The sequence below is a fragment of the Pseudomonas fungipugnans genome, assembly GCF_029955235.1.
Lineage (GTDB): Bacteria > Pseudomonadota > Gammaproteobacteria > Pseudomonadales > Pseudomonadaceae > Aquipseudomonas > Aquipseudomonas fungipugnans.
Window position 1 is genome coordinate 2,769,108 of the sequence record NZ_JARBWL010000002.1, and the last position, 21,368, is coordinate 2,790,475.

Sequence of the window (21,368 nt, forward strand, 5' to 3'; positions counted from 1 at the left end):
TTCGTCCAGAGAAATTAATGTACTTAGGTAAGAGGCAAATCATAGCCCTCATCCACGTCAAGTCGGATGTAATAAGGGCGTAGGTAGTAGCTGTAGAGTGAGATTCGTGGCAGGTGTCGCAGTGCGTCGCCCGATCAGTAAAAAAGACCGGGCGTCTTTCAGGGAAACTCGATCGCCACTTCGCTGTGGCGGGCTATGTTACCGATGTTGTGGGCTTGTTCATTTCGGATTCGCAAGCATGTGTTCTTTGGTGTCTTGGTCGATGATATTGCGAAGTGCCTCAAATAGAGGGGCGGCATCTGTGTATTTTTTGCCATAGGCAAGATTGAATTCGTAATCGAAGTCCGGTGGGTTCTTGCCTTGGTTGTGCTGAAGCATTGTTTCCAGCTTATCTAACGCCTTGACGGCTACTGCCTCTGGCGACAAAGCATTTTCGTAGTCATCCCAAAGTGCCAATATCTCGGTTTTCAACGGTTCATCCAGGGCTTTGGTCAAGAGCACGAGATCGCTTCTCTCTCGCTCGCTCTTGTTAGGAAACAAATCTTTATTGACGGCGGGAATGTCTCCGCTGATGGCTTCTCCCAAGTCGTGGATGACACACATCTTGAGCATTTTCAGCCTATCGAGACCCGTCAGATAGTCCCCGAAGACAATCGCCATCAGGCAAAGGCGCCAACTATGCTCTGCCGTGCTTTCGGTGCGTCCGGAAGATGTGTGCGCGCTTCTAAGTACATCCTTGAGCTTTTCCGCCTCGCGTAGAAATTCGAGACGCCCTTTGATTTTTTCGATGTCCATAAACCCCTCTGACTCAGTCGGCGCCCAGTATGCCGCTCACCTTGTTGAAGTCAGACTAGATCTCAAAATGTTCAGCGTCCACGCATAAAATATGCGCGCCGACGCAAGTGCGGTCAGTCAGAGCGTCTCTACCAGGCGTGCTGCAGTTCCGTCCGAGAGGGGGATACGTGTCCACCGACACAGGCTCTGGCTGATCGGAACGAGGAGAGAGTCATTGTTACCAGTTCTAAATTCCAGCGCGGGCGGTGCGAAAACTTCCCGCCATCCCGATTCATTCAGCGCGAACTCCTTGCCAATGATCTCTGGCGTTGCGAATCTCCATAGCGAACGCCCCAACAGCTCACTGATCGGACTTGCGAACTGAGCCGCGCGTGAGGGGGAGCTGGCTAATAAACGGTGTGTCAGATCGCAAATGAGATGAACAGGGCGCGAGCTTTCCCTGACCAGTCGAGCCAACGCTTGATCGGCGGCGGCATCGAGGCGAGCGTTCAGCAATTTCTCAAGCTTTTTGTATGCGAGGGTATCCAACTCCAGCAAGCCACTTTCCCAGCGTGAGATAGTCGATTGAGTGACGCTAAACAACTCCGCTGCATGGGATTGTTTGACCCGGTGTAGCTGACGCCATCGCCTGAGCATAACACCGGGCAATTCAGGGTTTAGCAACATTTCAGACATTTCGTATTACGGGAAAGTGGAAGGGCATAGCAAGTCTGAACTACGCGAGACCTGCCTGCAAATTAGCTAGATAGCTTCAGCTGGATCGACGTGTCAGCAGTGCAATGATTTTGCGGGAGCTGCTTGTAAATTCCATTTGAATGACTGCTCCTGGCCGGAAGCGGCCTTTTGTGGGCGACCGCTTTCGGCCAGAAGCAGTCAGTAGGATATGTCCACGAGACCATAGGCGATTCAGTGATTTCCAACTTGGTGTGACCGAGAGGGATTTGTACTGCTCTGGTGTTTTTCGTTCTCCGATAGATCAATGAAGCCTTGGTCCGACGCATCGTATGAACTCCAATGCCTTAGCAATTACTTAGACATTCAGGTGAAGAAGGCTTAGTGGCTTTGCTCTCAAGCTTTGAGTGCTCAAAATCGTCGCAATTCGCTCCTGATGCGTATCCGGAAAGTAGATTTTACCAGACGATCTTGTGATCGCGGTGTACAGCAATGCCAGCTTTTTTGAAAGCTCGGTTTTACTTCGCAGGTCAGCAAAATAGTACAGGTCCTCAGAAACTGCCATTCTCGAAAACTCGTAGTTTTTCACTGTAAATACTGTGGCCAACAACGGACGTGACGGTTTTCCATCAGCGAGCTCAGCCAATTTTGCGCATTGGTAAAGCCCGGAAACACCAAATTTGGTACCCACAACTTCAAGCCATTGCTCAACCCTGAGAAAGGCGTCGTTCCACCTCATTTCCGCATGCAATTGTTCCCAGCTTCGGAAACGAGCAATCGCCCCGTGGCTCGGACGCTTGTCATGCATATAAAAATCAAGACACCCCTCTAGGAATGGTTCGAACTGATTGGTCCAGTCAATGACCGCAGCACCTTGGCTCAAATCGCGATTGCGAATTAACCAGTCGAAAATACCCCATTCATCTGCCACCAGAATTACTGAGGGTTCAGGAGGGAATGAGTCCGCTCGGTATTCAGCCACAACCGTGTCTTTCGCCTTATCAGCTACAAACGGTAACGCGCTTACGTCTGGGAACTCAGCTAAAAGTGGGTTGATGTAATCGACCAATGCTGGGCCTGCTCGTAACGAAATAGCCATTTCGCGATGGCGAATCCTCGCGGTATGGGGCATGTATCGTCCTTGCAGATTTTGGAACTGGTCCCCCAAAGTAATTACAGTTTGAGGTGACCTGTCGAGGATATCGACCATTGGCCCGCTCAAGTCATGGCCTTCGTCGACGATTACCGTATCAATAGATTCAGGTAAATGAAGCCTCGACAACGCCAGTTGTTTCACGCGGTGGTAGCCACGGACCGGAAGGGGATCCGCCTCTTCCTCAAAGCTTGTCATCTTGAACCAAAGCTTTCCGGCCGCGGCCGCTACTATTTCTTGTTCCGAAGTCGAGAGCCAGCGGACCTGGTCGGAAGGTATATGACTGATGGTGATCCGGGCATCGTTTGAAAAGCAAAATTTGGCGATTACCGACCAGCAAAGAGCCGCCACACGGGCAGCATTACGATTACCGATGGGATTGATCCCTGCCTTTTCTGCGATCGCTGAATACGAGAGTGGCAATCTCGAAATCGCGTCCAACCTTGTCTCAAGAGCCCTGTTCCCACCCGCCAGAAGTCTCGTAGCCATCCACCTGAATGTTACCGCCCAAACCTGATCCTCGGAAAATCGAGCCCGTATGGGTTTGAGCTTCGGTTCCACATCGGCGAGAAACAGGATTCTACGCTCTGGCATAAGAGCCAATATCTCATTCAGCACAAAGGATTTCCCAGTGCCCGCGTGAGCTTGGGCATCGATGGAATCCTCCATGTTTGCCCTAATGTTCTGAACCAACCGAAGCTGGTGATCGCTTAGCTTTACTACCAAACCACTGAGGCGAACATGCTCATGTTTGATGGCACTTAATGAAGCCGTGTGCTGCTTCGCATAATCGAAATTCCAGGTGCCCTCGGGATGAATGTACTGACGGCGAGCAACCGATTCTTTGTCCATCAGACCAATCTCGACTGCTGATGCTTGGAGAAGTCCCGCTTCAAAATCAACTTGGCTGTAGGCCCCGGCCAAAGCCGATCTCAGCTTATCGGAGTGATGAGTCAGCAGATTTGCAAACACCCGCTCCATCTCCAAAGGCGAGCGCACGGGCAGCTTGGGCAGTTGGAGCACGTAGAGAATCGCCGCTACCTCATAGCGAGACAGACGAACCACATCTGGAGCAGTCCCGATTGAAAGCGCAGCGCTGAGGTTTTCACTGAGAGGCAGGTACCAGCGAGGTTTCTTCATGAAAATCATATATCCCTAAAATTTAGCGCCGAACTTACCAGAGCTTTAGGCTACCCAAGACGCGTGCGATATAGCAATAATCAACTCGAACAAATGCTTTCGGAGCTGGATGAACGCTCATGGTCCGCTCAAGCGTACCTATTATCTCCGGGTCACCTGACTGTTTCGATGCGATTGCTCCAGAAGAGTCGCTGCAAAGTATTGCGGAAAATTCTACGGCGTTCGTATCGCTGATAGGGCCGCATGGCTGAGCATGGGCGGCCCAAACTGGAGCCTCCCTTTCACGCCCGATTACTGCCTTCCCTGAAGGGCTGCAACCGGCCAATAGTAGCCGGTCACAACCGACGGAGAACAGCCAAAAGCGCATACTCATGACCGTCCGCCATTCTCTCTAAGCAGACGCGTAAGTGAACGGCTCCAGCAAAATTTGAGGTTCGACCCACAACCTTAAACCGTAGGGAATTACCGAATACCCGTCGTATCGCCCAGTGAAAGTATTCGAAGCTGCAAACTCCAAGAATTTACCGCGCTTGTCATCAACAACGCGGATACCGGGACATCCAAGCATTGTGTATTTGATAATGGGGTTTGGTAGTGAAGCCTCACTCACCTGAATTTCCACATCAGAATCATATTGCCAAATTGTCAATTTCAGTCTGACAGTACCTTGCTCGATAACGTAACAGTGTGATGTTTCGAACTCATCCAGGGAGGGGAAGACGCCGAGTACGGCGATTAAATCAAAAGGATCCCACGTTAAAAGGGGCATAAAGCATCCTTTGCTGACATCACGGTGAATTTGATCCCATTCTAATCATCAGCCAATCTGTAACGCAGTTTTTCTCCAAGACTTCTTGGCCATAGGCAGGGCGATTTTTCGCAATCCATCACCAAACGAACATTCACGATCTGGAGGACTCTACGGTTTTTTCCCTCCGTCAGCTTTGGGTCGCAAGCAGTCCTCAGTGAGCGGCTGCTATTGGCCGTTTTTTGCCTGTCGCGAAGGACGGCAACCGACCCAAAGCTACCAATCATTTGTATCTACAGAGTCCGCCGCAATTCACTGTCAATGAAGCGCCTCCTCGTCCAAGCAGTGGCTGAGGCACTCGATGAAAGCCTGGTGCTTGCGTGTAGGCGCTGTGGACTGGATAGATTACATGGACTTTCGATCCGAATTGGTCCGGCTCCGGGATTAGGTCGGGTAGCACCTGCACCAGTTCACCTCGCCTGAAGTAGGGAGCTACGCTCCACTGCGGACAGAACTGCAGACCCTTGCCGGCCAAAAGCGCGAAGAGCAGGACGTGGTAATTGACGCTCGCCAACCGAGGTGTTGCCTGCGATATGCGCTGGCGCTCTGCCTGACATCCGGTAAGGGTATAGTTCAACTTGACGCCGCCCAAGGGAAGATAAGCCCGGGCCCATAAAACCTCCATAATGATTGGACACTACATGCTGACCGCTTTTTTGCAGTATCCCGTTTCATTTGGCGACCCAGCAGCAAATTTCAATAAAATTCGCGATGCCGTTGACTTGGCACAATTTGATCTCTTGGTAATGCCCGAACTTTGCACCATCGGTTATTTTCACGACTCGCGTGAGGCATTGTTTCTTCATGCTGAATCGGCGCTCGATGGGCCAACGGCGCAGTTCTTACTGCAACTGTCGGCAGACAAGAATGCAACGCTAATTGCGGGCATCGCCGAGCGTGACGGCGATCAAATCTACAACACGGCGATTGTCGTATCGCGAGGGCGCTGGCTGGGAAAACAACGCAAGTGTCACCTGTCACGTATAGAAAAGCTCCTCTTCACCCCTGGCGATTCATTAGCGTGTTTCGATGACGGAATCTGTCGTTTTGGCGTTCTTACCTGTTTCGACCTCTGGATGCCTGAAGCCGCGCGGTTGCTGGTGCGCCAAGGTGCGCAGTTACTGTGTTGTCCAGCCAACTATGGTGGGCCTTGGACAACCCAGCTTGCGCGCATTCGCGCAATGGAAAACGCCACTCCGCTTATCTGTGCCAATCGTACCGGAGTGGAAATGTATGCAGGCGCGGAGGCGACATTCAGAGGTGAAAGCCAAATTGTCGGGCCTATGGGAGAAGTTTGGACATCCGCCACAGAAGAGACCTCGCTTGGCTTGTCGATAATCGACCCAGCAGCGCACGTTCTCAAGGCGAATCCTATGTGCGATGACTTGATGGAAGAGGCAAGTCGCTATGCTTTATCAGGCCCACACCTAAAATGAACAAGCCACGTCTGGCGGCAAAGCCAGCAACCTGAAAAAGGCGACTTAAACAGCGGATCGGAAGAGGCCGTTGAAGCGGATGAGGGTATGAAGCTGCACCTGAGCGCGAGACAAGGCGACCCATCGACCCAACAGTACAGTCGTCGGAGTCGTAAGTCAGTTGCGGTGTTGAAAGCCGTTCGTGAACGGCCCCGGATGGGTGCGACGCACTTCCTGACGCGGAAACTGGCCGGGGTGAGTGCGGAGATGAGCTTGAATGTGCTCGCCTACAACTTGAAACGGGTTATGACATCATCGGTGTCAACGGTTTGATGAAGGCGCTGACGGCCTGAAAAGGCTGATTTTGGCCCATCCAAGAGGCTGTAGAAACAGCATTGACGTGCTCCAGAACGCTACCGATGCAATCCATGGCATCGACCGTGCGATAGCCCCGTCAACGAACGTCGATGCTTGAGGAATCCCAAGCCCATGAGCGTTTTTACACACTCTGGGCCGTAAGCAGACATTTTCATCAAAGGCCGATTTTGTCGGTTTTCGTTGATTCAACCCGGCCGCATGAGAAAGAAAATCTCCGTCGTTTTATTCAGGCTCACAACTTTTATATGAGCGCGCTTTAGAACTTTACGATTCCCTCGATTTCTATCAGTTCAATGCTACATCAACGTACTAGGTGCTCCGTCGCCGGCAGTGATTGCATATAAGGTTTGAGTATAAGCATAAAATTTTTTGCTCCTTGAGGGTTTTTACCATTCTGTGGAATAGTTCGCTGCGCCTCACCACGAAAACTGGAAGGCTCGATAACACGTTCACGGCGTTTCGATATGAACATAACGGATGAGTAGTTTCTAAAAAAACCAACTGGTTCGTGAGCGCTTTAGACCCCATCAAAGGATAAGTTTTTCCCGAACAGCGTGGTTCCTGCCCGTTGCCAAGTCGTGAGCATATCAGGATATAAAACACCAACGATATTTTGGAGAGACAGAATGGAATCTCAACGATGCGAAGTGGTAATTAGTGGCGAGCGCGAAATTGTTAAACCCGTAGTTGCATTAACTAACTGCGAGGTTGTCTTTTCAAGCAGGGATGAGCTAGATAGGTGTATTGTTGCAGTCAAGGAATCTGACGAAAGGCTGGCCGCTCGCCCGCTGGAGTCGGTTTTCTATGATTGGCAAATGATGACGGTTGTAAGAGGCCTGACCATGTTTTTTGGAGTCAGATGGTACGATCGAGAATATTTTGAGAAAAATCGCGACATCTATAAAAACAAAATGCATGGACACCTATTTTCAAAGTTTGGCGTTAATGCGGACAGCTTTAATGTCAATCACTTCATAGCGGGATAGTTGAGGGCATGAGGTCTGTAACGGAAAATAGCCGTTGCCGATCTCATCCGGCAAAAGGATATATGGCTTGAGTATTTTTCAAAAGCATCTTTGCCTTGAAGTCTTGATATGGATATATCTCGGCTGCTGGAATGCGACTGTGCCCCTTATTATAGTGCAGCGAGGAAGCCTGCTTGAACTAGCGACCTACGAAACAGGGCTCGCACTCGCCGCCGTCATCTCCATGCTATTTTTAGCTCCGCGCGTCGAAGCCATGCGGCGCGGCACCGCGCTTAAAGCAGGTTGCATTATAATTTTATTGACGGGCATCCTTCGTTACGTTTCTGTTTCTGTTTCATATTCGATCGACGCTCTAATTATAATTGACGTCCTTGCAGTATCGGCCTTTGGTGTTATCCACTCTCTTTTCGGTGTATATCCGGCTGAAACAGTAGAGAAACATCGCATAGAACATGCATTTCGCATCCGTCGCATAATCATAACCATAAGTCGCGTAATGGGCCCCTTGCTGGCTGGGGCTGTTATTGGCGTGTTTTCGCCGCAAGCTGCCCTTCTTTTTGCTGCAATGGTGAGTATGGCGGCGCTGGTTTTCGCATTCGCATTACCGCTTGGCGTGAAACCGAATAAGACACAAGTGAAATCACCTGTTGAACGCGTTCAGGATATGTTTTTGGGGATCAAACTAAAACTCATTCTTCCACCAGAGCGGTTCCTGACCGTGTCTGGATTTTTACTCTGCCTAGCTATGACCGCTACGGTGCCTATGCTGGTTCCGAACCAGGTTCATGCACATAATCTTGCTGATAGCAGCGTAGGTCTGTTCAACGCTATATTTGCGGGAGGAGCTGTCGCGGGGTTGTTTTTTCTCAGTCCTTATGTTGCTAAAAGAGAAAACCAGCGCAATAAATACCTTGCACTCTGGGCGCTACTAACTGCTTCCCTCAGTGCTTCAGCTCTCTCGGTAGACATTTGGCAACTGGCTTCGTGCCTCTTTGTTGCAGGGGCTAGCAGCGCCTCTCTTTCGCTTGTCGGGATAGATAGAAGGACTGTTTCAGTGCCTTCTGGAGTTCGGATTCGATTAATGGCCGCTACTCTCGTTGTCAGTCAGCTTGCAAACTCGGCTTCCTACATGCTGATGGGGGCTACGATAACGCAGTTTGGCATTGGAGGTTTGCTATGGGTATATTTGGCGATTTTCATAATTGTCTTGTTATATTCAGCACTTTCAACGTCTGTGTGGGACTTTTTAGAAGATGCAGCAGATGCGGAGCAATACTATAAAGAGAACTATCCAAAGTTAGAGTCTGTTATACGTGCCTGAAAAACACTCGCAAGTAAAGTCAGCGCTTGTTGTTAGTTCGTATAACTTGCACTGCGCGTGGGGCCATGCAGCCGATTTCGGTAGTAACACGGTTAATCACCAACGGCCCCTTCTGGCCGAAAGCCACCAATCATAAAAGGCACCAGCCCCCCACGCAGCCATCCACTTTCCCTGCAAAGCCCCAATACCAACCGACCCCAACGCGCAGACGCTTTACCCAACCGCCCTCACCAAGCATCATGTTCGGCCCGCACGCATGCCAACGGTGCCGGGCATTCGTGGTGAAAAGGAACTGCAGTTGAACGAACAGACATTGTCCATGCGCCTGGAGTGTGTGGCCGCGCATATGCCAGCGGGTGCTCGCCTGGCTGATATCGGCTCGGATCACGGCTACCTGCCGGTGGCGTTGATGCGCCGTGGTGCTATCGCGGCGGCGGTGGCGGGCGAGGTGGCGTTGACGCCGTTCCACTCGGCTGTTCGCACGGTGCGCGAGAACGGTCTGGAGCAACGGATCACTGTGCGCCTGGCCAATGGCCTGGCGGCGATCGAGCCGGGAGACGGGATCACGGTGATCAGCATCTGCGGCATGGGCGGCGAGACGATCCGCGACATCCTCGACAGTGGCAAGGCGCACTTGAGCGGCCAGGAACGGTTGATCCTGCAGCCCAACGGCGGCGAGCAACCACTGCGCCAATGGCTGATGGAAAATGGCTACTGCATCCTCTGCGAGGAATTGCTGCGGGAAAACCGTTTCTACTACGAAATCATCGTCGCCGAACGCGCCGGGCCGGTGATGTACACCGCCGAAGAGTTGTACTTCGGCCCGCTGCAGATGCGGACACGCAGCCCGGCATTCCTCGACAAGTGGCAGCGCATTCTGCGTGAGAAGCACAAGACCCTGGCCAACTTCGCCCGGGCGCGGCAGGCCGTGCCGGAGGAGAAGCTGCAAGAGATCGCGTGTCAGGCCCGGTGGATCAGCGAACTGCTGGCTTGAACGGTGTACGAAAAGCCGCCGGGCAACGAGCCCCCCGGAGCGCACATCAACCAGAGCCCTTGAGGCATCAGCGATAAATGCGGTCTGCCAATCCCCGGGCCTGCTGATTCGCAGCCTCTCGCGCACGGGTATCGACGTCTTCCTCCAGGATGGTTTTCTCCACGATCACCGAATGCACATCCGTCACGCCGACAAACCCCAGCCAGGCTTCAACATAGGGTTTCTGAAAGTCGAAGCGCGCTGCCGGCGTGACTGACTGCGCCGAATAATCCAGGCCACGGGCGTAGATCACCACCGCAGTTTTGTTGAACAACATGCCTTGCAGGCCGTGTTCCGGGTCGAAGCTGAACAGGATGTCTTTCTGCGACACCAGGTCGATGAAGTGCTTGAGTTTGTACGGGATGCTGAAATTCCACAGCGGCACGGACATCACCAGCACATCCGCGCGGTGCAGGTGAGCTGCCAGATCTTTCAACGTGTTCCAGGCGTCCTGCTGGGCGGGGGTCAAGGGCGTGCCATTGAGCCCCGCGTATTTGGCTTCCATTGCCAGGTCATCGAATTCCGGCAACGCCATGTTCCATAAATCGAGCGTGATGATTTCGGTGTCCGGGGTGTTTTCCTGATAACGCGCAATAAAGCTGCGGGCGACTTCAAGGGAGGCCGAACGCTGTTTGCGTGGCGAACATTCAATATGCACAAGAGTAGTCATGGCGCGCCTTGAGTGGTTGAGGGACGGGGCAGGTGAGGGCATTGCAACATAGTTATAATTGAAATATAAATCGTAAATTAATACGCCATTGATCACGAAAATAACTATGTTCGATTCCCTGTTGCTGAAAACATTTGTCACGGTCGTCGATGAAGAAGGCTTCAGCCGGGCAGCCCAGAAGCTGCACCTCACGCAGTCGGCGGTCAGTGGCCATGTGCGGCGTCTGGAAGAACAGATTGGTAAACCGCTGTTGACGCGCACCACCCGTTCCCAGCAACTGACCCTCGACGGCGCACGCCTGGTTTCTTATGCGCGCACGATCCTTGGGTTGAACCGTGATGCCTGGGCAGAGCTGACGCGCACGCCGTTTCACGGACGGCTGCGGATCGGGGTTTCCGAGGATTTTGTCGAGCCGCGGCTGCTGCGCACTTTTCAGGATTTCGCGGCGCAGTACCCGGGCATGGAGATCGATGTGCAGGTGGGCATACCCGGCACGTTGCTGAACCTGATGAAGCAAGGCCATCTGGAACTGGTCATCGGTTCTGTGTGCGAAACCGGCGAAGCGGGGTTGCTGCTGTGGCAAGAACCGCTGGTGTGGGCCTGGTCGGCGCAAGCCGTCGCCCGATTACCGACGCCGTTGCCGCTGGCCCTGTTTCCCGAGCCGTGCCCCTATCGCGAGGTCGCGCTGACGAAGCTGGCTCAGGCCGGGATCGCCCAGCGCACGGCAATGTCATGCAGCAGCACGGCCGGGTTGCGGGCGGCGGCGCTGGCAGGCTTTGCGCTAGCGCCGATGCCATTCAGTCAGCTGGGGCAGGGGCTGGTGGTGCTTGGGGCAGAACAAGGGCTGCCGGATTTGCCGGATGCGCAATGTCGCTTGTTCACCTCGCCTGAAGCGGACCCGGCGATGGCGGCGGCGGTCACTCAACTGATCGTGGAATATTGCTCCACGCGCAGGGTTTGATCGTCATCAACCGGGCTTTCACCGCTGCTTCGGCGCGGTGGAACGCCTGACCGGCGCCTTGGCGCTCAAGCTGCGTCGAGCCGCATGCACGGCGCGCTCGGACAACGCTTCCATGCGCGGCGATTGCAAAGCCCAGGCGTGCCAATAGAGTGCTACATCGGTAAATTCGCCGGGAGCCACATCCACCAGATCCCGGCTTTTCAGCAGATCGCTCACTTGCATGTGCGGCACCATGCCGTAGCCGAGGCCGCGGCGAATGGCTTTCAGGCGTGCCTCCGGAAGTGACAGGTAGTGAATCGGATAGGCGTCCGCGTGCAGGCCAAAGCGCGACTGCATGAAATCAGACTGCAAGGTGTCCTTGCGCGAATAGGCAAACACAGGCGCCTTGCGCGCAGCGTCTCGCGTCAGCCCCTTTGGAAACCAGCGCGCCTGAAAGGCCGGCGATGCCACCAATTGGTAGCGAACCGAGCCCAATGGTTCTGCAAAGCAACCCCGCATCGGCTGTGATCGCGTGCCGATGCAACCGATGACCTGCCCACTTTCCAGCAACGTATAGGTGTGATCCTGATCGTCGACCATAAGGTCGAGCAGGATATTTTCGCTGACGAACATCTCGGCCAGTGCAGGAAAAAACCAAGTGGCCAGGGTGTCACCATTGACCGCAATGACCACGCGCAGGTGAGCCTTTTCGTCGGCGGACAGTTCGTTGAGGAGTTCTTCCTCGAGCACGGTTGCGCGGCGAAGGTAGAGCATCAATTTTCTGCCCGCCTGGGTCGGCTCGCAGGGTCGCCCGCGCACCACCATCGAGTTGCCCAGACGCGCTTCCAGAGCGTGAATCCGTTGCGAGACCGCAGACGGCGTAATGCTCAGGCGCTCCGCGGCCTTTTCAAAACTGCCGCTTTCGACAATAGCCAGGAACGCCTGCATCTGCTTTGCGTCGAGTTGCATGGTTGCGGTCCTCATTAAGTATTTCTAATCAAGACTGAAACATACTTCGTTTTTCTTCACTTGAAAACGGATCTGCCTAATCATTCCCCCACGGCGATACCCAGCGGCTTTGACCGACGCGACGCGCTGCCCAAGGCGTCATCCGGATTCACCGGGTGACGGAGTCAACCGTGTTATTTGCCATGCAGGGGAGAGTGTTATGAGCGATATCCAGGGTTTGTCCCTGATGGCCATCGGCCCGGGCCTGGCTGCCCGGACGACTGGCGCGGGTGACTTGTCATGAAGCTCAACATGCTGGTTGCCGTCAGTGCGTTCGCATTGATCGGCGATTACGCCTGGCAGTCTCACGCAGTGAGACTTGGCCCCTACGAAGCCCAGGCCTCGGCGAATACATTGCTTGCACAAGATCATCACACCCGTGCCCGTCAATTGGCCCTGGACAACGCCAACAGGAAATGCGCATCGCTCGGTAAGCAGATCGGCGTCTTCGATGTGCAATCGCACTGGCCGTTTCCGACCAACGAGGTGGCCAACGTGACGTTCGTTTGCAAGTGATCTCGTCCACATCCTCCATTCAAATCACGCGGTGAACGTTATGAAATTCATTCTTGTCATGTTGCTCGCCATCACCCTGTGCGCCTGTGCGACACCGGTTCGTAACTGGTCCAGGCCCGGCACGAACGCATCTGATCTGGCGCAAGATAAAGCGCTATGCCAGTACCAGGCCAAAGCAGCGACCGCGAGCTATCACTCCACGCCCGAGGCCCACGATAAGACCCACGGCATGGGCAGTGCAGTCGGCGACGGCATCGTTATCGCGCAAAAGCAGATTGACCTGACGAATGACTGCATGCGCGTCAAAGGCTATGTCGGTCAATGAGCCATTGAACAATTTTTGTATAGACATAAAGTGCGCCCTGTAGACGTTAAATTGCTCCGGGATATTCAGTCATACCAACCAACGTGAATATTTTGATGAGTCGTGAGAGACGATTCTTCGAATGACTCAATCATTCAGTCTGTTGTTTTGCATTAAAAGGCATCATTAAATATTTAACTAGAGTCGCGCGCGTGGTTTGGATCAGACTTATTGTCAACGTCTGATCTTCATACATTAGGTGCTATTTTAGGCATGCACATACGAAGATGTTTTTTGTAACTTAATGTTATGAGGGTTTTAAGATGAACGATGACAAAGTTTTGGTCTTGCGCACCTGTGCCAATAATATGTCCGATCACTGTGGCCAGATATGGCCTGTTTCCGGTGTTGTCGAATGTAAATATTGGGAACCCACCCGAAAGCTCGAGAATGGGCTGGCCGGGCTGCTATGGGGCAAAGGGGCGAGCACGCATTTGAATATGCAGGCTGACGCCCGGTGGGTTATTTGTGAAGTTGCGGTGAGCGATATCATCTTTCTGGATGCGCAGGGCGGGGTCAAGTTTCCGCGTGCTGAAGTTGTTCACGTCGGCACAAGAAACAGCGCGGCGGGCTATATTTCGGCGAATATTGCCAGTTATGCGTCTTCCACAGTTGCGTTGAATGAAACATTTGTTTTTCCTGAAGTTCGCACAGAAACGAAGGGGGATTTCCCCGCTTCGCCCGCGACCGCTGATAGCACTTTTGATATTGATCGACACGCAACTATTCAAGGCCCACAAACGCTGGAGACAGCGGTGTATGGCAGTACGCTCACGGGTGCAAATCAGAGTCAGCTCATCGCCGGCTATGGCAGTACCGAAACCGCTGGCGATCGCAGCACGCTGATTGCGGGATACGGCAGCACCGGAACGTCAGGCTCTGATAGTTCGATCATTGCCGGCTATGGCAGCACGCAAACCGCCGGCGAAGAAAGCTCGCTGACGGCGGGTTATGGCAGTACGCAAACGGCGCAGGAAGGCAGCGATCTCACCGCCGGCTATGGCAGCACGGGCACCGCTGGATCCGACAGCTCGCTGATCGCCGGCTATGGCAGCACCCAAACCGCCGGCGAAGAAAGCTCGCTGACGGCGGGTTATGGCAGTACGCAAACGGCGCAGGAGGGCAGTGATCTCACTGCGGGCTACGGCAGCACGGGCACCGCTGGATCCGACAGCTCGCTGATCGCCGGCTACGGCAGCACCCAAACCGCCGGCGAAGAAAGCTCGCTGACGGCGGGTTATGGCAGTACGCAAACGGCGCAGGAGGGCAGTGACCTCACTGCCGGCTACGGCAGCACCGGCACCGCTGGATCCGACAGCTCGCTGATCGCCGGCTATGGCAGCACCCAAACCGCCGGCGAAGAAAGCTCGCTGACGGCGGGTTATGGCAGTACGCAAACGGCGCAGGAAGGCAGTGACCTCACTGCCGGCTACGGCAGCACGGGCACCGCTGGATCCGACAGCTCACTGATCGCCGGCTATGGCAGCACGCAAACCGCCGGCGAAGAAAGCTCGCTGACAGCGGGTTATGGCAGTACGCAAACGGCACAGGAAGGCAGTGACCTCACTGCCGGCTACGGCAGCACCGGCACCGCTGGATCCGACAGCTCACTGATCGCCGGTTATGGCAGCACCCAGACCGCCGGAGGAGAAAGCTCGCTGACGGCGGGTTATGGCAGCACGCAAACGGCGCAGGAGGGCAGTGATCTCACCGCCGGCTATGGCAGCACGGGCACCGCTGGACCGGAAAGCTCGCTGACCTCCGGTTACGGCAGTACGCAAACCGCCGGGCACGAAAGCGCGTTGATTGCAGGCTACGGCAGCACCCAGACCGCCGGCTATCAAAGCATTCTGACCTCGGGTTATGGCAGTTCCCAAACCGCTCAGGAAAGCAGCACGCTCATTGCCGGTTACGGCAGTACCGGAACGAGTGGCTACGACAGCTCGCTGATCGCAGGGTACGGCAGCACCCAGACCGCCGGTCATGGCAGCATCCTGACAGCGGGGTATGGCAGCACCCAGACTGCCCAGGAAGGCAGCTCACTCACCGCCGGTTATGGCAGTACCGGGACTGCCGGCCCTGACAGTTCGCTCATCGCCGGCTACGGCAGCACGCAAACTGCCGGTCACGAAAGCACCCTGACAGCTGGTTATGGCAGCACCCAAACCGCTCAGGAGGACAGCTCACTCACGGCGGGCTATGGCAGCACCTCGACAGCGGGCTACGACAGTTCGTTGATTGCCGGTTACGGCAGTACGCAAACCGCCGGCTACCGAAGTGCCCTCACCGCAGGCTATGGCAGCACCCAGACCGCTCAGGAAAGCAGTTCGCTCACTGCCGGCTATGGCAGCACCTCAACCGCCGGCCACAGCAGTTCGTTGATCGCGGGCTACGGCAGTACGCAGACAACGGGTTATGAAAGCACTCTGACCGCCGGCTATGGCAGTACGCAAACCGCCCAGGACAACAGCTCCCTGACCACCGGCTACGGCAGCACGTCCACGGCTGGCTTCCAAAGCTCGCTGATCGCAGGCTACGGCAGTACTCAAACCACGGGTTATGAAAGCACCCTGACCGCTGGCTACGGCAGTACGCAAACCGCTCAGGACAACAGCTCGCTGACCACGGGTTACGGCAGTACGTCCACGGCAGGCTTCCAAAGCACATTGATTGCCGGTTATGGCAGTACCCAGACAGCGGGTCACGAAAGTACGCTGACGGCGGGCTATGGCAGCACCCAAACGGCGCAGGAAATCAGCTCGCTCACGACCGGCTACGGCAGCACATCAACCGCCGGCTTTGAAAGCTCACTGATTGCCGGATACGGAAGCACTCAAACGGCAGGCTACAAAAGCACCCTGACCGCAGGCTACGGCAGCACCCAGACTGCCCAGGAAGAAAGCTCACTCACCACCGGTTATGGCAGTACCTCAACCGCTGGCTACAGCAGTACCTTGATCGCCGGATACGGCAGTACTCAAACCGCTGGCTACAAAAGCAGCCTGACCACCGGTTATGGCAGCACGTCGACCGCCGGCTACGAAAGCTCACTGGTCGCAGGTTATGGAAGTACGCAGACCGCTGGCTACGAAAGCACGCTCACGGCGGGCTATGGCAGTACGCTGACCGCTCAAGACAGCAGCACGCTCACCGCGGGCTACGGCAGTACTGAAACGGCTGGCTTTGCCAGCTCATTGATCGCCGGTTACGGCAGCACCCAGACCGCCGGCTACGAGAGTACGTTGACGGCCGGCTATGGCAGTACGCAGACGGCCGAGCGCGACAGCACGCTCACCGCCGGTTACGGCAGCACCGGAACGGCAGGGCAGGACAGCTCGCTGATTGCCGGTTATGGCAGCACCTTGACCAGTGGCATTCGCAGCTTCCTGACGGCGGGTTACGGCAGCACCCTGATCAGCGGACTTCGCAGCGTGCTGACGGCAGGCTATGGCAGCAGCCTGACGTCCGGCATGCACAGCAGCCTGACCGCCGGATACGGCAGCAATCAGATTGCGAGTCATCGAAGTTCACTGATTGCGGGCCATGACAGCACCCAGATTGCCGGGCATAAAAGCATGTTGATCGCCGGCAAGGGCAGCTCGCAAACCGCCGGTTACCGCAGCACGCTGATATCCGGCGCCGACAGCATCCAGATGGCCGGCGAACGCAGCAAGCTGATTGCCGGTAAAGACAGCACCCAGACAGCGGGCGACCGAAGCAAACTATTGGCTGGCAGCAACAGCTACCTCACCGCAGGCGATCGCAGCAAACTGACTGCCGGCAACGATTGTGTGCTCATGGCCGGCGACCGAAGCACGCTCACTGCCGGCAAGAACAGCGTGCTGACAGCGGGTGCCCGCAGCAGGCTCATCGGCAGCCTTGGCTCAACGCTGACGGGCGGCGAGAACTCGACGCTGATTTTCAGGTGCTGGGACGGCAAGCGCTACACCAACGTGGTCGCCAGGACCGGCAAAAACGGCGTAGAGGCGGATACGCCGTATCAGGTCGATGAAGATCAAAATATCGTGAATAAATCCGAGGAATAACCGCGATATTGCGTACCGTCTGGCATTCGCCCGGCCAGATTCTGGTCGCGCTGTCAGGGATGGGCTGGACGGTATTTTCAACGCCAGGCAAATAAAGAAATACACACTCCAAAGCAAACTATAGTTCTGTCTCCTTCTCCATGGACAGGACAAAAACATGACCCTCATCAGTGATCAGCAATCCCCCGTTCAAGCTCTGATTCCGTTTACAGGCTTCTACATGCTGGACGTGAAGATCGGCTCTTTCATCATGGTTGACACGGAGCAACTTACCGTTCTCGGTTCAGGCGGCAAGCCGGTGAGCACCTACTCTGCCACGGTCACACTGTGTGCCGATGGGGTAACGTCGAAGCAGTTTTCCCTGGGGAGCCATTGCACCTTCAACGACAATAATCTCGTCATTACCAACACGGTCATAGGCGGCACAACCGCGAACCTGCGCTTTAGCAACGCATCGGGTAACAGTTCGGTATCAGGTACGTTCAACGATAAGCACGTGGCAGGTTCGTCGCCATTTGCACCCATCAACCTGTCGCTGTGGAGCGGCACGTATTACACCCAGGGTCCGGTGGACAACAAGGTGTACCCGTACGCACCGACGTTGAAGATCGATCCAGATGGCACCGTGTTTTTCGCGGCGGATGGCGCAGCCCTGAAGCCGGTTCAGCAGTATTCGTATGACTACGCAATGTTCGTTATCGGCCTGGTGCTCGGCCCCGATCCGACCAAGGCCACCCTGTTCGAAATGGGGACCGCCTCGGGCTGGGGACGCGTCGCGGGCAATGCTGAACACGGCCAGATGTTGGTCAGCATCCAGCTTCAGCAGCCAGTGCCCAATCTCTGATTTTCGGCGGTGATACAGAGTCTGCAGGCGGTCACGTTGGTCTAGCCATCGGACCGCTTTCTCCCCGCCGACTCAGGCGGACATTGCAAAGTACCCACCCGGCAGACAGACTTGCGGACAAACCAAGGAGTATGTCGGTGTCGAACATCAAAGCGGATTTTACCGAGCGTCTGTTCATCGAGGCAGGCCTCTGTAAAGGCATGCGCGTCCTTGACGTTGGTTGCGGCACGGGAGACGTGACGTTCCTGCTGGCCGCTCTGGTTGGAAACACGGGAGCTGTCGTGGGCGCCGATCGTGATGCCAATGCGCTTGCCATCGCACGCCAGCGGATCAACCCTGAAGACCAGGCCGCGCCGGATTTCATCGAAAGCGACCTGCTTGATATTTCCGAGTCGCTGGGCGAATTTGACGCGATCGTTGGCCGTCGAGTGCTGATGTATCAGGCCGATACCGTGGCGACTGTACGCGCACTGACACAGCGTTTGCGCCCCGGCGGCCTCTTTGTATTCCAGGAGCATGACACCACCATGGTCCCCGCCAGCCGTGGTGCATTTCCCCTGCACACGCAGGCTCAGGGTTGGATAAAACGCATGATTGAACATGAAGGGGCAGACCTGCATATCGGTTTCAACCTTTATCGAATCTTCACGCAAGCCGGCTTGAGCGTCGAAAATGTCCGGGCAGAATGTCTGGTGCAAACGCCCGACAGCCCAAGCAGCCTGGGCTATATCGTGCGAGCCTGCTTGCCGCGAATCCTCGCCCATGGCGTCGCAACGGCAGGTGAAATCGAGATTGAAACCCTGCAGCAACGGTTGGACGAAGAGCGTACGCACACGCAGAACATCTTTATTGGCGACATGATTTTTGGTGCTTGGGCGCGCAAGCCGAAGTAAAAAACCTTGTCACGCCGCTCAGCACTAATCCGACTTTGGCTGGTCAATAAGCCCCGCACGATCTCCAGCGTTCGTGCTGCTCGGACCCGATCGGGTCCGCATCGGTATTTTTGATCAAGGACAGTGAAAGCATGCTCGCCGCACATTAATCAGCAACCGCCGCCATCTGGTTCCGTGAATCGGCACTCGCCGTACGTTTATCCCCCCTCCAATTCGAAGATTTAACGCATGCACCTACGCAAAATTGCAGTTGGGCTGTCAGCCCTTGTTTTGCTCTCGACCGGGGCACAAGCCCGCAGTCTGCTGGATCTCCTCAAGCCGCCCACTCAGCATCAGGAACAAACCTCCCGCTCGGGCTCGATCAGCCAGAGCGCGGCCCTGGACCTTTATTCAAACCAACAGAAACAGGCCTCGTTTGACGGCTGCGCAGAGCTGTTCCCCGCCGCGAAACCGATCAACGTGGCCACCGTGCCGGCAACCATGAACCCGATGGCCCTGTGTTCCGATAACTTCGCGGTGCTGTACTCGCAAACCAGCAAGACGCCGCTGATCGTGGTCGAACGCCTTAACGCCTCCCAGCTGCAGGACGCCAAAGGGGAGGAGCGCACCAACCAGTTCTACCCCGACCCACGCATTCCCAAGAGTGGGCGGGCAGAGTTGAGCGACTACCGTGGCCAACATCCAGCGGTCGACCGTGGGCATCAATCCCCGGCAGCCGATGCGCCGAACCCCAATGCCATGGCGCAATCCTTTGCGCTGTCGAACATGGTGCCGCAAGACCCGACCAACAACCGCAAGATCTGGAGCAAGGTCGAGTCTGATGTCAGGAAATTTGCCAAGCGCGCCGATGGCAATGTGTTTGTCTTTACCGGCCCGCTGTTTGACTCGGGCCACAGCACCATTGGCGAGAACAAGGTCTGGGTGCCGACCCGCCTGTTCAAGCTGGTTTACGACGCATCGTCCAAGCGGGCCTGGGCCTACGTACTGCCCAATGCTGAAACCCGTATCGAGAAACCGATGGACTATGACGCTTTCGTCAAAAGCACCGGCCTGAAGCTGCTGGGCAATCTGCCCATCTCCGGTTCGGTAGGGCGTACTTGATCGCCTGACGAGTCGCACCCCAACGGTTGGAGGCAAGCGATGGGGTGCTTCATTCATGGATCAAGCGAGCATTCAGATCGACCGCTGATTCACCCGTTCAGTCAGTTCCTGCGCCGATTCCTTGCGCTCTGAATAACGGTCAACCAGTTCCGGGTGACCGCGTAGCAACAGGGTGAATTTCACCAGTTCCTCCATCACATCCACCACCCGGTCATACAGCGCCGACGGCTTCATGCGGTTCTCTTGGTCAAACTCCAGATAGGCCTTCGGCACCGACGATTGATTGGGGATGGTGAACATGCGCATCCAGCGTCCCAGCACACGAAGCTGATTCACCGCGTTGAACGACTGCGAGCCGCCGCTGACTTGCATGACCGCAAGGGTTTTGCCCTGAGTCGGGCGCACGGCACCCAGCGCCAGCGGCACCCAGTCAATCTGGGCCTTGAACACCGCCGACATGGCACCGTGGCGCTCGGGCGAGCACCAGACCTGGCCTTCGGACCATTGCATCAGTTCCAGCAATTCCTGAACTTTCGGGTGATCGTTGGGGGCGTCATCCGGCAGTGGAAGACCTGAAGGATTGAAGATCCGCGTCTCGGCACCGAAGTGCTGCAGCAGTCGTGCGGCTTCTTCGACCAGCAGCCGACTGAACGAACGTTCGCGCGTCGATCCGTACAGCAGCAGGATTCGCGGCGGGTGCTGGCCGTCGCGATCACTGGCATTGGGTTGAATCAGTGAGACGTCGAGATTGGGCATCGAGTCGGTCATGGGGGCTCCGGTTACAGGTCGCTGATGCGGTCGAGTTCGCGCTTGAGTGCGGCGCGATCAAGTTGCGCGAAGGGCAGGGCGAAGAACGCCCGGCAGCGGGTTTCGATGCGCGCCAGGGTGGCGTGGAAGGCGGCGCCAACCACGGCTTCGTCGCCCTTCACATCCGAGGGGTCTTCCAGCCCCCAATGGGCCTTCAACGCGGGCCCGAAGTAGACGGGGCAGGCTTCACCGGCGGCCTTGTCGCAGACGGTGATGACAATGTCCGGTGGATTGCTTTCGAAGGTGTCATTGCCTTTGCTGCTCAGACCGTCCGTGGCAATGGCGGCCTCGTGCAACGTGGTCAGGGTGCGCGGCAGAACCTGTCCTTTGGGAAAACTGCCGGCACTGACGGCCTCGAAACCCTGCGGTGCAAGATGATTGAACATGGCTTCGGACAGAATGCTGCGACAGCTATTGGCAGTGCACATGAACAAAACGCGCATGGTGGCTCCTGGTATCGGACGAACAATGAGCAATC

At 55.6% G+C, this 21,368-nt stretch carries 19 protein-coding genes; 11 read left to right on the forward strand and 8 right to left on the reverse strand.

Going from position 1 to position 21,368, the window contains the following annotated elements:
• Positions 1 to 219: 219 nt before the first annotated feature.
• The 4 genes from POF45_RS28040 to POF45_RS28060 all read right to left on the reverse strand — a co-directional run bounded on the left by POF45_RS28040 (position 220) and on the right by POF45_RS28060 (position 4,529).
• Positions 220 to 795 (reverse strand): HD domain-containing protein, encoded by a 576-nt coding sequence (locus tag POF45_RS28040; RefSeq protein WP_259502337.1) that lies wholly within the window; start codon positions 793 to 795, stop codon positions 220 to 222.
• 117 nt (positions 796 to 912) lie between these two features.
• The gene (locus POF45_RS28045) at positions 913 to 1,470 is read right to left on the reverse strand and encodes a helix-turn-helix domain-containing protein (protein WP_282317256.1); all 558 of its coding nucleotides are present in this window, start codon (positions 1,468 to 1,470) and stop codon (positions 913 to 915) included.
• A gap of 355 nt (positions 1,471 to 1,825) precedes the next feature.
• Complete coding sequence (locus POF45_RS28055; protein ID WP_282317257.1) at positions 1,826 to 3,760, reverse strand: hypothetical protein; 1,935 nt, start codon at positions 3,758 to 3,760, stop codon at positions 1,826 to 1,828.
• Between the two features lie 391 nt (positions 3,761 to 4,151).
• Positions 4,152 to 4,529, reverse strand: coding sequence for a hypothetical protein (locus tag POF45_RS28060; protein WP_027922974.1), 378 nt, complete (start codon positions 4,527 to 4,529; stop codon positions 4,152 to 4,154).
• Between the two features lie 680 nt (positions 4,530 to 5,209).
• On the opposite strand from POF45_RS28060, the gene POF45_RS28065 reads away from it, so the two are divergent.
• The 4 genes from POF45_RS28065 to POF45_RS28080 all read left to right on the forward strand — a co-directional run bounded on the left by POF45_RS28065 (position 5,210) and on the right by POF45_RS28080 (position 9,662).
• The gene (locus tag POF45_RS28065) at positions 5,210 to 6,004 is read left to right on the forward strand and encodes a nitrilase-related carbon-nitrogen hydrolase (protein ID WP_282317259.1); all 795 of its coding nucleotides are present in this window, start codon (positions 5,210 to 5,212) and stop codon (positions 6,002 to 6,004) included.
• Between the two features lie 983 nt (positions 6,005 to 6,987).
• Positions 6,988 to 7,347 carry a hypothetical protein gene (locus POF45_RS28070; RefSeq protein WP_282317260.1) on the forward strand — a complete coding sequence of 120 codons (360 nt, stop codon included), beginning with the start codon at positions 6,988 to 6,990 and terminating at the stop codon, positions 7,345 to 7,347.
• A 67-nt stretch (positions 7,348 to 7,414) separates the two neighbouring features.
• Entirely contained in the window at positions 7,415 to 8,668 is a 1,254-nt protein-coding gene (locus tag POF45_RS28075) for an MFS transporter (protein ID WP_282317261.1), read from the forward strand.
• A gap of 298 nt (positions 8,669 to 8,966) precedes the next feature.
• A complete protein-coding gene (locus tag POF45_RS28080; RefSeq protein WP_282317262.1) occupies positions 8,967 to 9,662 on the forward strand; it encodes a tRNA (adenine(22)-N(1))-methyltransferase in 696 nt (231 codons plus the stop codon).
• Between the two features lie 67 nt (positions 9,663 to 9,729).
• On the opposite strand, the gene POF45_RS28085 is transcribed toward POF45_RS28080, so the two are convergent.
• Entirely contained in the window at positions 9,730 to 10,371 is a 642-nt protein-coding gene (locus tag POF45_RS28085) for an FMN-dependent NADH-azoreductase (protein WP_282317263.1), read from the reverse strand.
• A 106-nt stretch (positions 10,372 to 10,477) separates the two neighbouring features.
• Here POF45_RS28085 and POF45_RS28090 point away from each other — a divergent pair, with 106 nt between their 5' ends.
• Positions 10,478 to 11,332, forward strand: a complete 855-nt coding sequence (locus POF45_RS28090) for a LysR substrate-binding domain-containing protein (RefSeq protein ID WP_282317264.1) — start codon at positions 10,478 to 10,480, stop codon at positions 11,330 to 11,332.
• Positions 11,333 to 11,350: 18 nt separating this feature from the next.
• Here POF45_RS28090 and argP read toward each other — a convergent pair whose 3' ends face one another.
• A complete protein-coding gene (argP, locus tag POF45_RS28095) occupies positions 11,351 to 12,295 on the reverse strand; it encodes an HTH-type transcriptional regulator ArgP (protein ID WP_282317265.1) in 945 nt (314 codons plus the stop codon).
• A gap of 264 nt (positions 12,296 to 12,559) precedes the next feature.
• Here argP and POF45_RS28100 point away from each other — a divergent pair, with 264 nt between their 5' ends.
• The 6 genes from POF45_RS28100 (at position 12,560) to POF45_RS28125 (ending at position 20,083) form a co-directional block, all read left to right on the forward strand.
• Positions 12,560 to 12,835, forward strand: coding sequence for a hypothetical protein (locus POF45_RS28100; protein WP_259502370.1), 276 nt, complete (start codon positions 12,560 to 12,562; stop codon positions 12,833 to 12,835).
• Positions 12,836 to 12,875: 40 nt separating this feature from the next.
• Positions 12,876 to 13,160: a hypothetical protein gene (locus tag POF45_RS28105; RefSeq protein WP_259502371.1), complete on the forward strand. Its 285-nt coding sequence runs from the start codon at positions 12,876 to 12,878 to the stop codon at positions 13,158 to 13,160.
• Between the two features lie 302 nt (positions 13,161 to 13,462).
• Entirely contained in the window at positions 13,463 to 17,245 is a 3,783-nt protein-coding gene (locus tag POF45_RS28110) for a beta strand repeat-containing protein (RefSeq protein ID WP_282317266.1), read from the forward strand.
• Between the two features lie 157 nt (positions 17,246 to 17,402).
• Positions 17,403 to 18,089, forward strand: a complete 687-nt coding sequence (locus POF45_RS28115) for a hypothetical protein (RefSeq protein WP_282317267.1) — start codon at positions 17,403 to 17,405, stop codon at positions 18,087 to 18,089.
• Positions 18,090 to 18,226: 137 nt separating this feature from the next.
• Positions 18,227 to 18,982 (forward strand): methyltransferase domain-containing protein, encoded by a 756-nt coding sequence (locus tag POF45_RS28120; protein WP_431978622.1) that lies wholly within the window; start codon positions 18,227 to 18,229, stop codon positions 18,980 to 18,982.
• 228 nt (positions 18,983 to 19,210) lie between these two features.
• Positions 19,211 to 20,083 carry a DNA/RNA non-specific endonuclease gene (locus tag POF45_RS28125; protein WP_259502393.1) on the forward strand — a complete coding sequence of 291 codons (873 nt, stop codon included), beginning with the start codon at positions 19,211 to 19,213 and terminating at the stop codon, positions 20,081 to 20,083.
• Positions 20,084 to 20,155: 72 nt separating this feature from the next.
• Here POF45_RS28125 and arsH read toward each other — a convergent pair whose 3' ends face one another.
• Both arsH and POF45_RS28135 read right to left on the reverse strand, forming a co-directional pair.
• A complete protein-coding gene (gene arsH / locus POF45_RS28130) occupies positions 20,156 to 20,851 on the reverse strand; it encodes an arsenical resistance protein ArsH (protein WP_259502397.1) in 696 nt (231 codons plus the stop codon).
• An 11-nt stretch (positions 20,852 to 20,862) separates the two neighbouring features.
• Positions 20,863 to 21,333, reverse strand: coding sequence for an arsenate reductase ArsC (locus POF45_RS28135; RefSeq protein WP_282317269.1), 471 nt, complete (start codon positions 21,331 to 21,333; stop codon positions 20,863 to 20,865).
• Between the last annotated feature and the right edge of the window lie 35 nt (positions 21,334 to 21,368).

Bases quoted from the DNA above. Each gene is read 5' to 3' on its own strand.
- POF45_RS28040 (WP_259502337.1), bottom strand. From the start codon at position 795: ATGGACATCGAAAAAATCAAAGGGCGTCTCGAATTTCTACGCGAGGCG.
- POF45_RS28045 (WP_282317256.1), bottom strand. From the start codon at position 1,470: ATGTCTGAAATGTTGCTAAACCCTGAATTGCCCGGTGTTATGCTCAGG.
- POF45_RS28055 (WP_282317257.1), bottom strand. From the start codon at position 3,760: ATGAAGAAACCTCGCTGGTACCTGCCTCTCAGTGAAAACCTCAGCGCT.
- POF45_RS28060 (WP_027922974.1), bottom strand. From the start codon at position 4,529: ATGCCCCTTTTAACGTGGGATCCTTTTGATTTAATCGCCGTACTCGGC.
- POF45_RS28065 (WP_282317259.1), top strand. From the start codon at position 5,210: ATGCTGACCGCTTTTTTGCAGTATCCCGTTTCATTTGGCGACCCAGCA.
- POF45_RS28070 (WP_282317260.1), top strand. From the start codon at position 6,988: ATGGAATCTCAACGATGCGAAGTGGTAATTAGTGGCGAGCGCGAAATT.
- POF45_RS28085 (WP_282317263.1), bottom strand. From the start codon at position 10,371: ATGACTACTCTTGTGCATATTGAATGTTCGCCACGCAAACAGCGTTCG.
- POF45_RS28090 (WP_282317264.1), top strand. From the start codon at position 10,478: ATGTTCGATTCCCTGTTGCTGAAAACATTTGTCACGGTCGTCGATGAA.
- argP (WP_282317265.1), bottom strand. From the start codon at position 12,295: ATGAGGACCGCAACCATGCAACTCGACGCAAAGCAGATGCAGGCGTTC.
- POF45_RS28100 (WP_259502370.1), top strand. From the start codon at position 12,560: ATGAAGCTCAACATGCTGGTTGCCGTCAGTGCGTTCGCATTGATCGGC.
- POF45_RS28105 (WP_259502371.1), top strand. From the start codon at position 12,876: ATGAAATTCATTCTTGTCATGTTGCTCGCCATCACCCTGTGCGCCTGT.
- POF45_RS28110 (WP_282317266.1), top strand. From the start codon at position 13,463: ATGAACGATGACAAAGTTTTGGTCTTGCGCACCTGTGCCAATAATATG.
- POF45_RS28115 (WP_282317267.1), top strand. From the start codon at position 17,403: ATGACCCTCATCAGTGATCAGCAATCCCCCGTTCAAGCTCTGATTCCG.
- POF45_RS28125 (WP_259502393.1), top strand. From the start codon at position 19,211: ATGCACCTACGCAAAATTGCAGTTGGGCTGTCAGCCCTTGTTTTGCTC.
- arsH (WP_259502397.1), bottom strand. From the start codon at position 20,851: ATGACCGACTCGATGCCCAATCTCGACGTCTCACTGATTCAACCCAAT.
- POF45_RS28135 (WP_282317269.1), bottom strand. From the start codon at position 21,333: ATGCGCGTTTTGTTCATGTGCACTGCCAATAGCTGTCGCAGCATTCTG.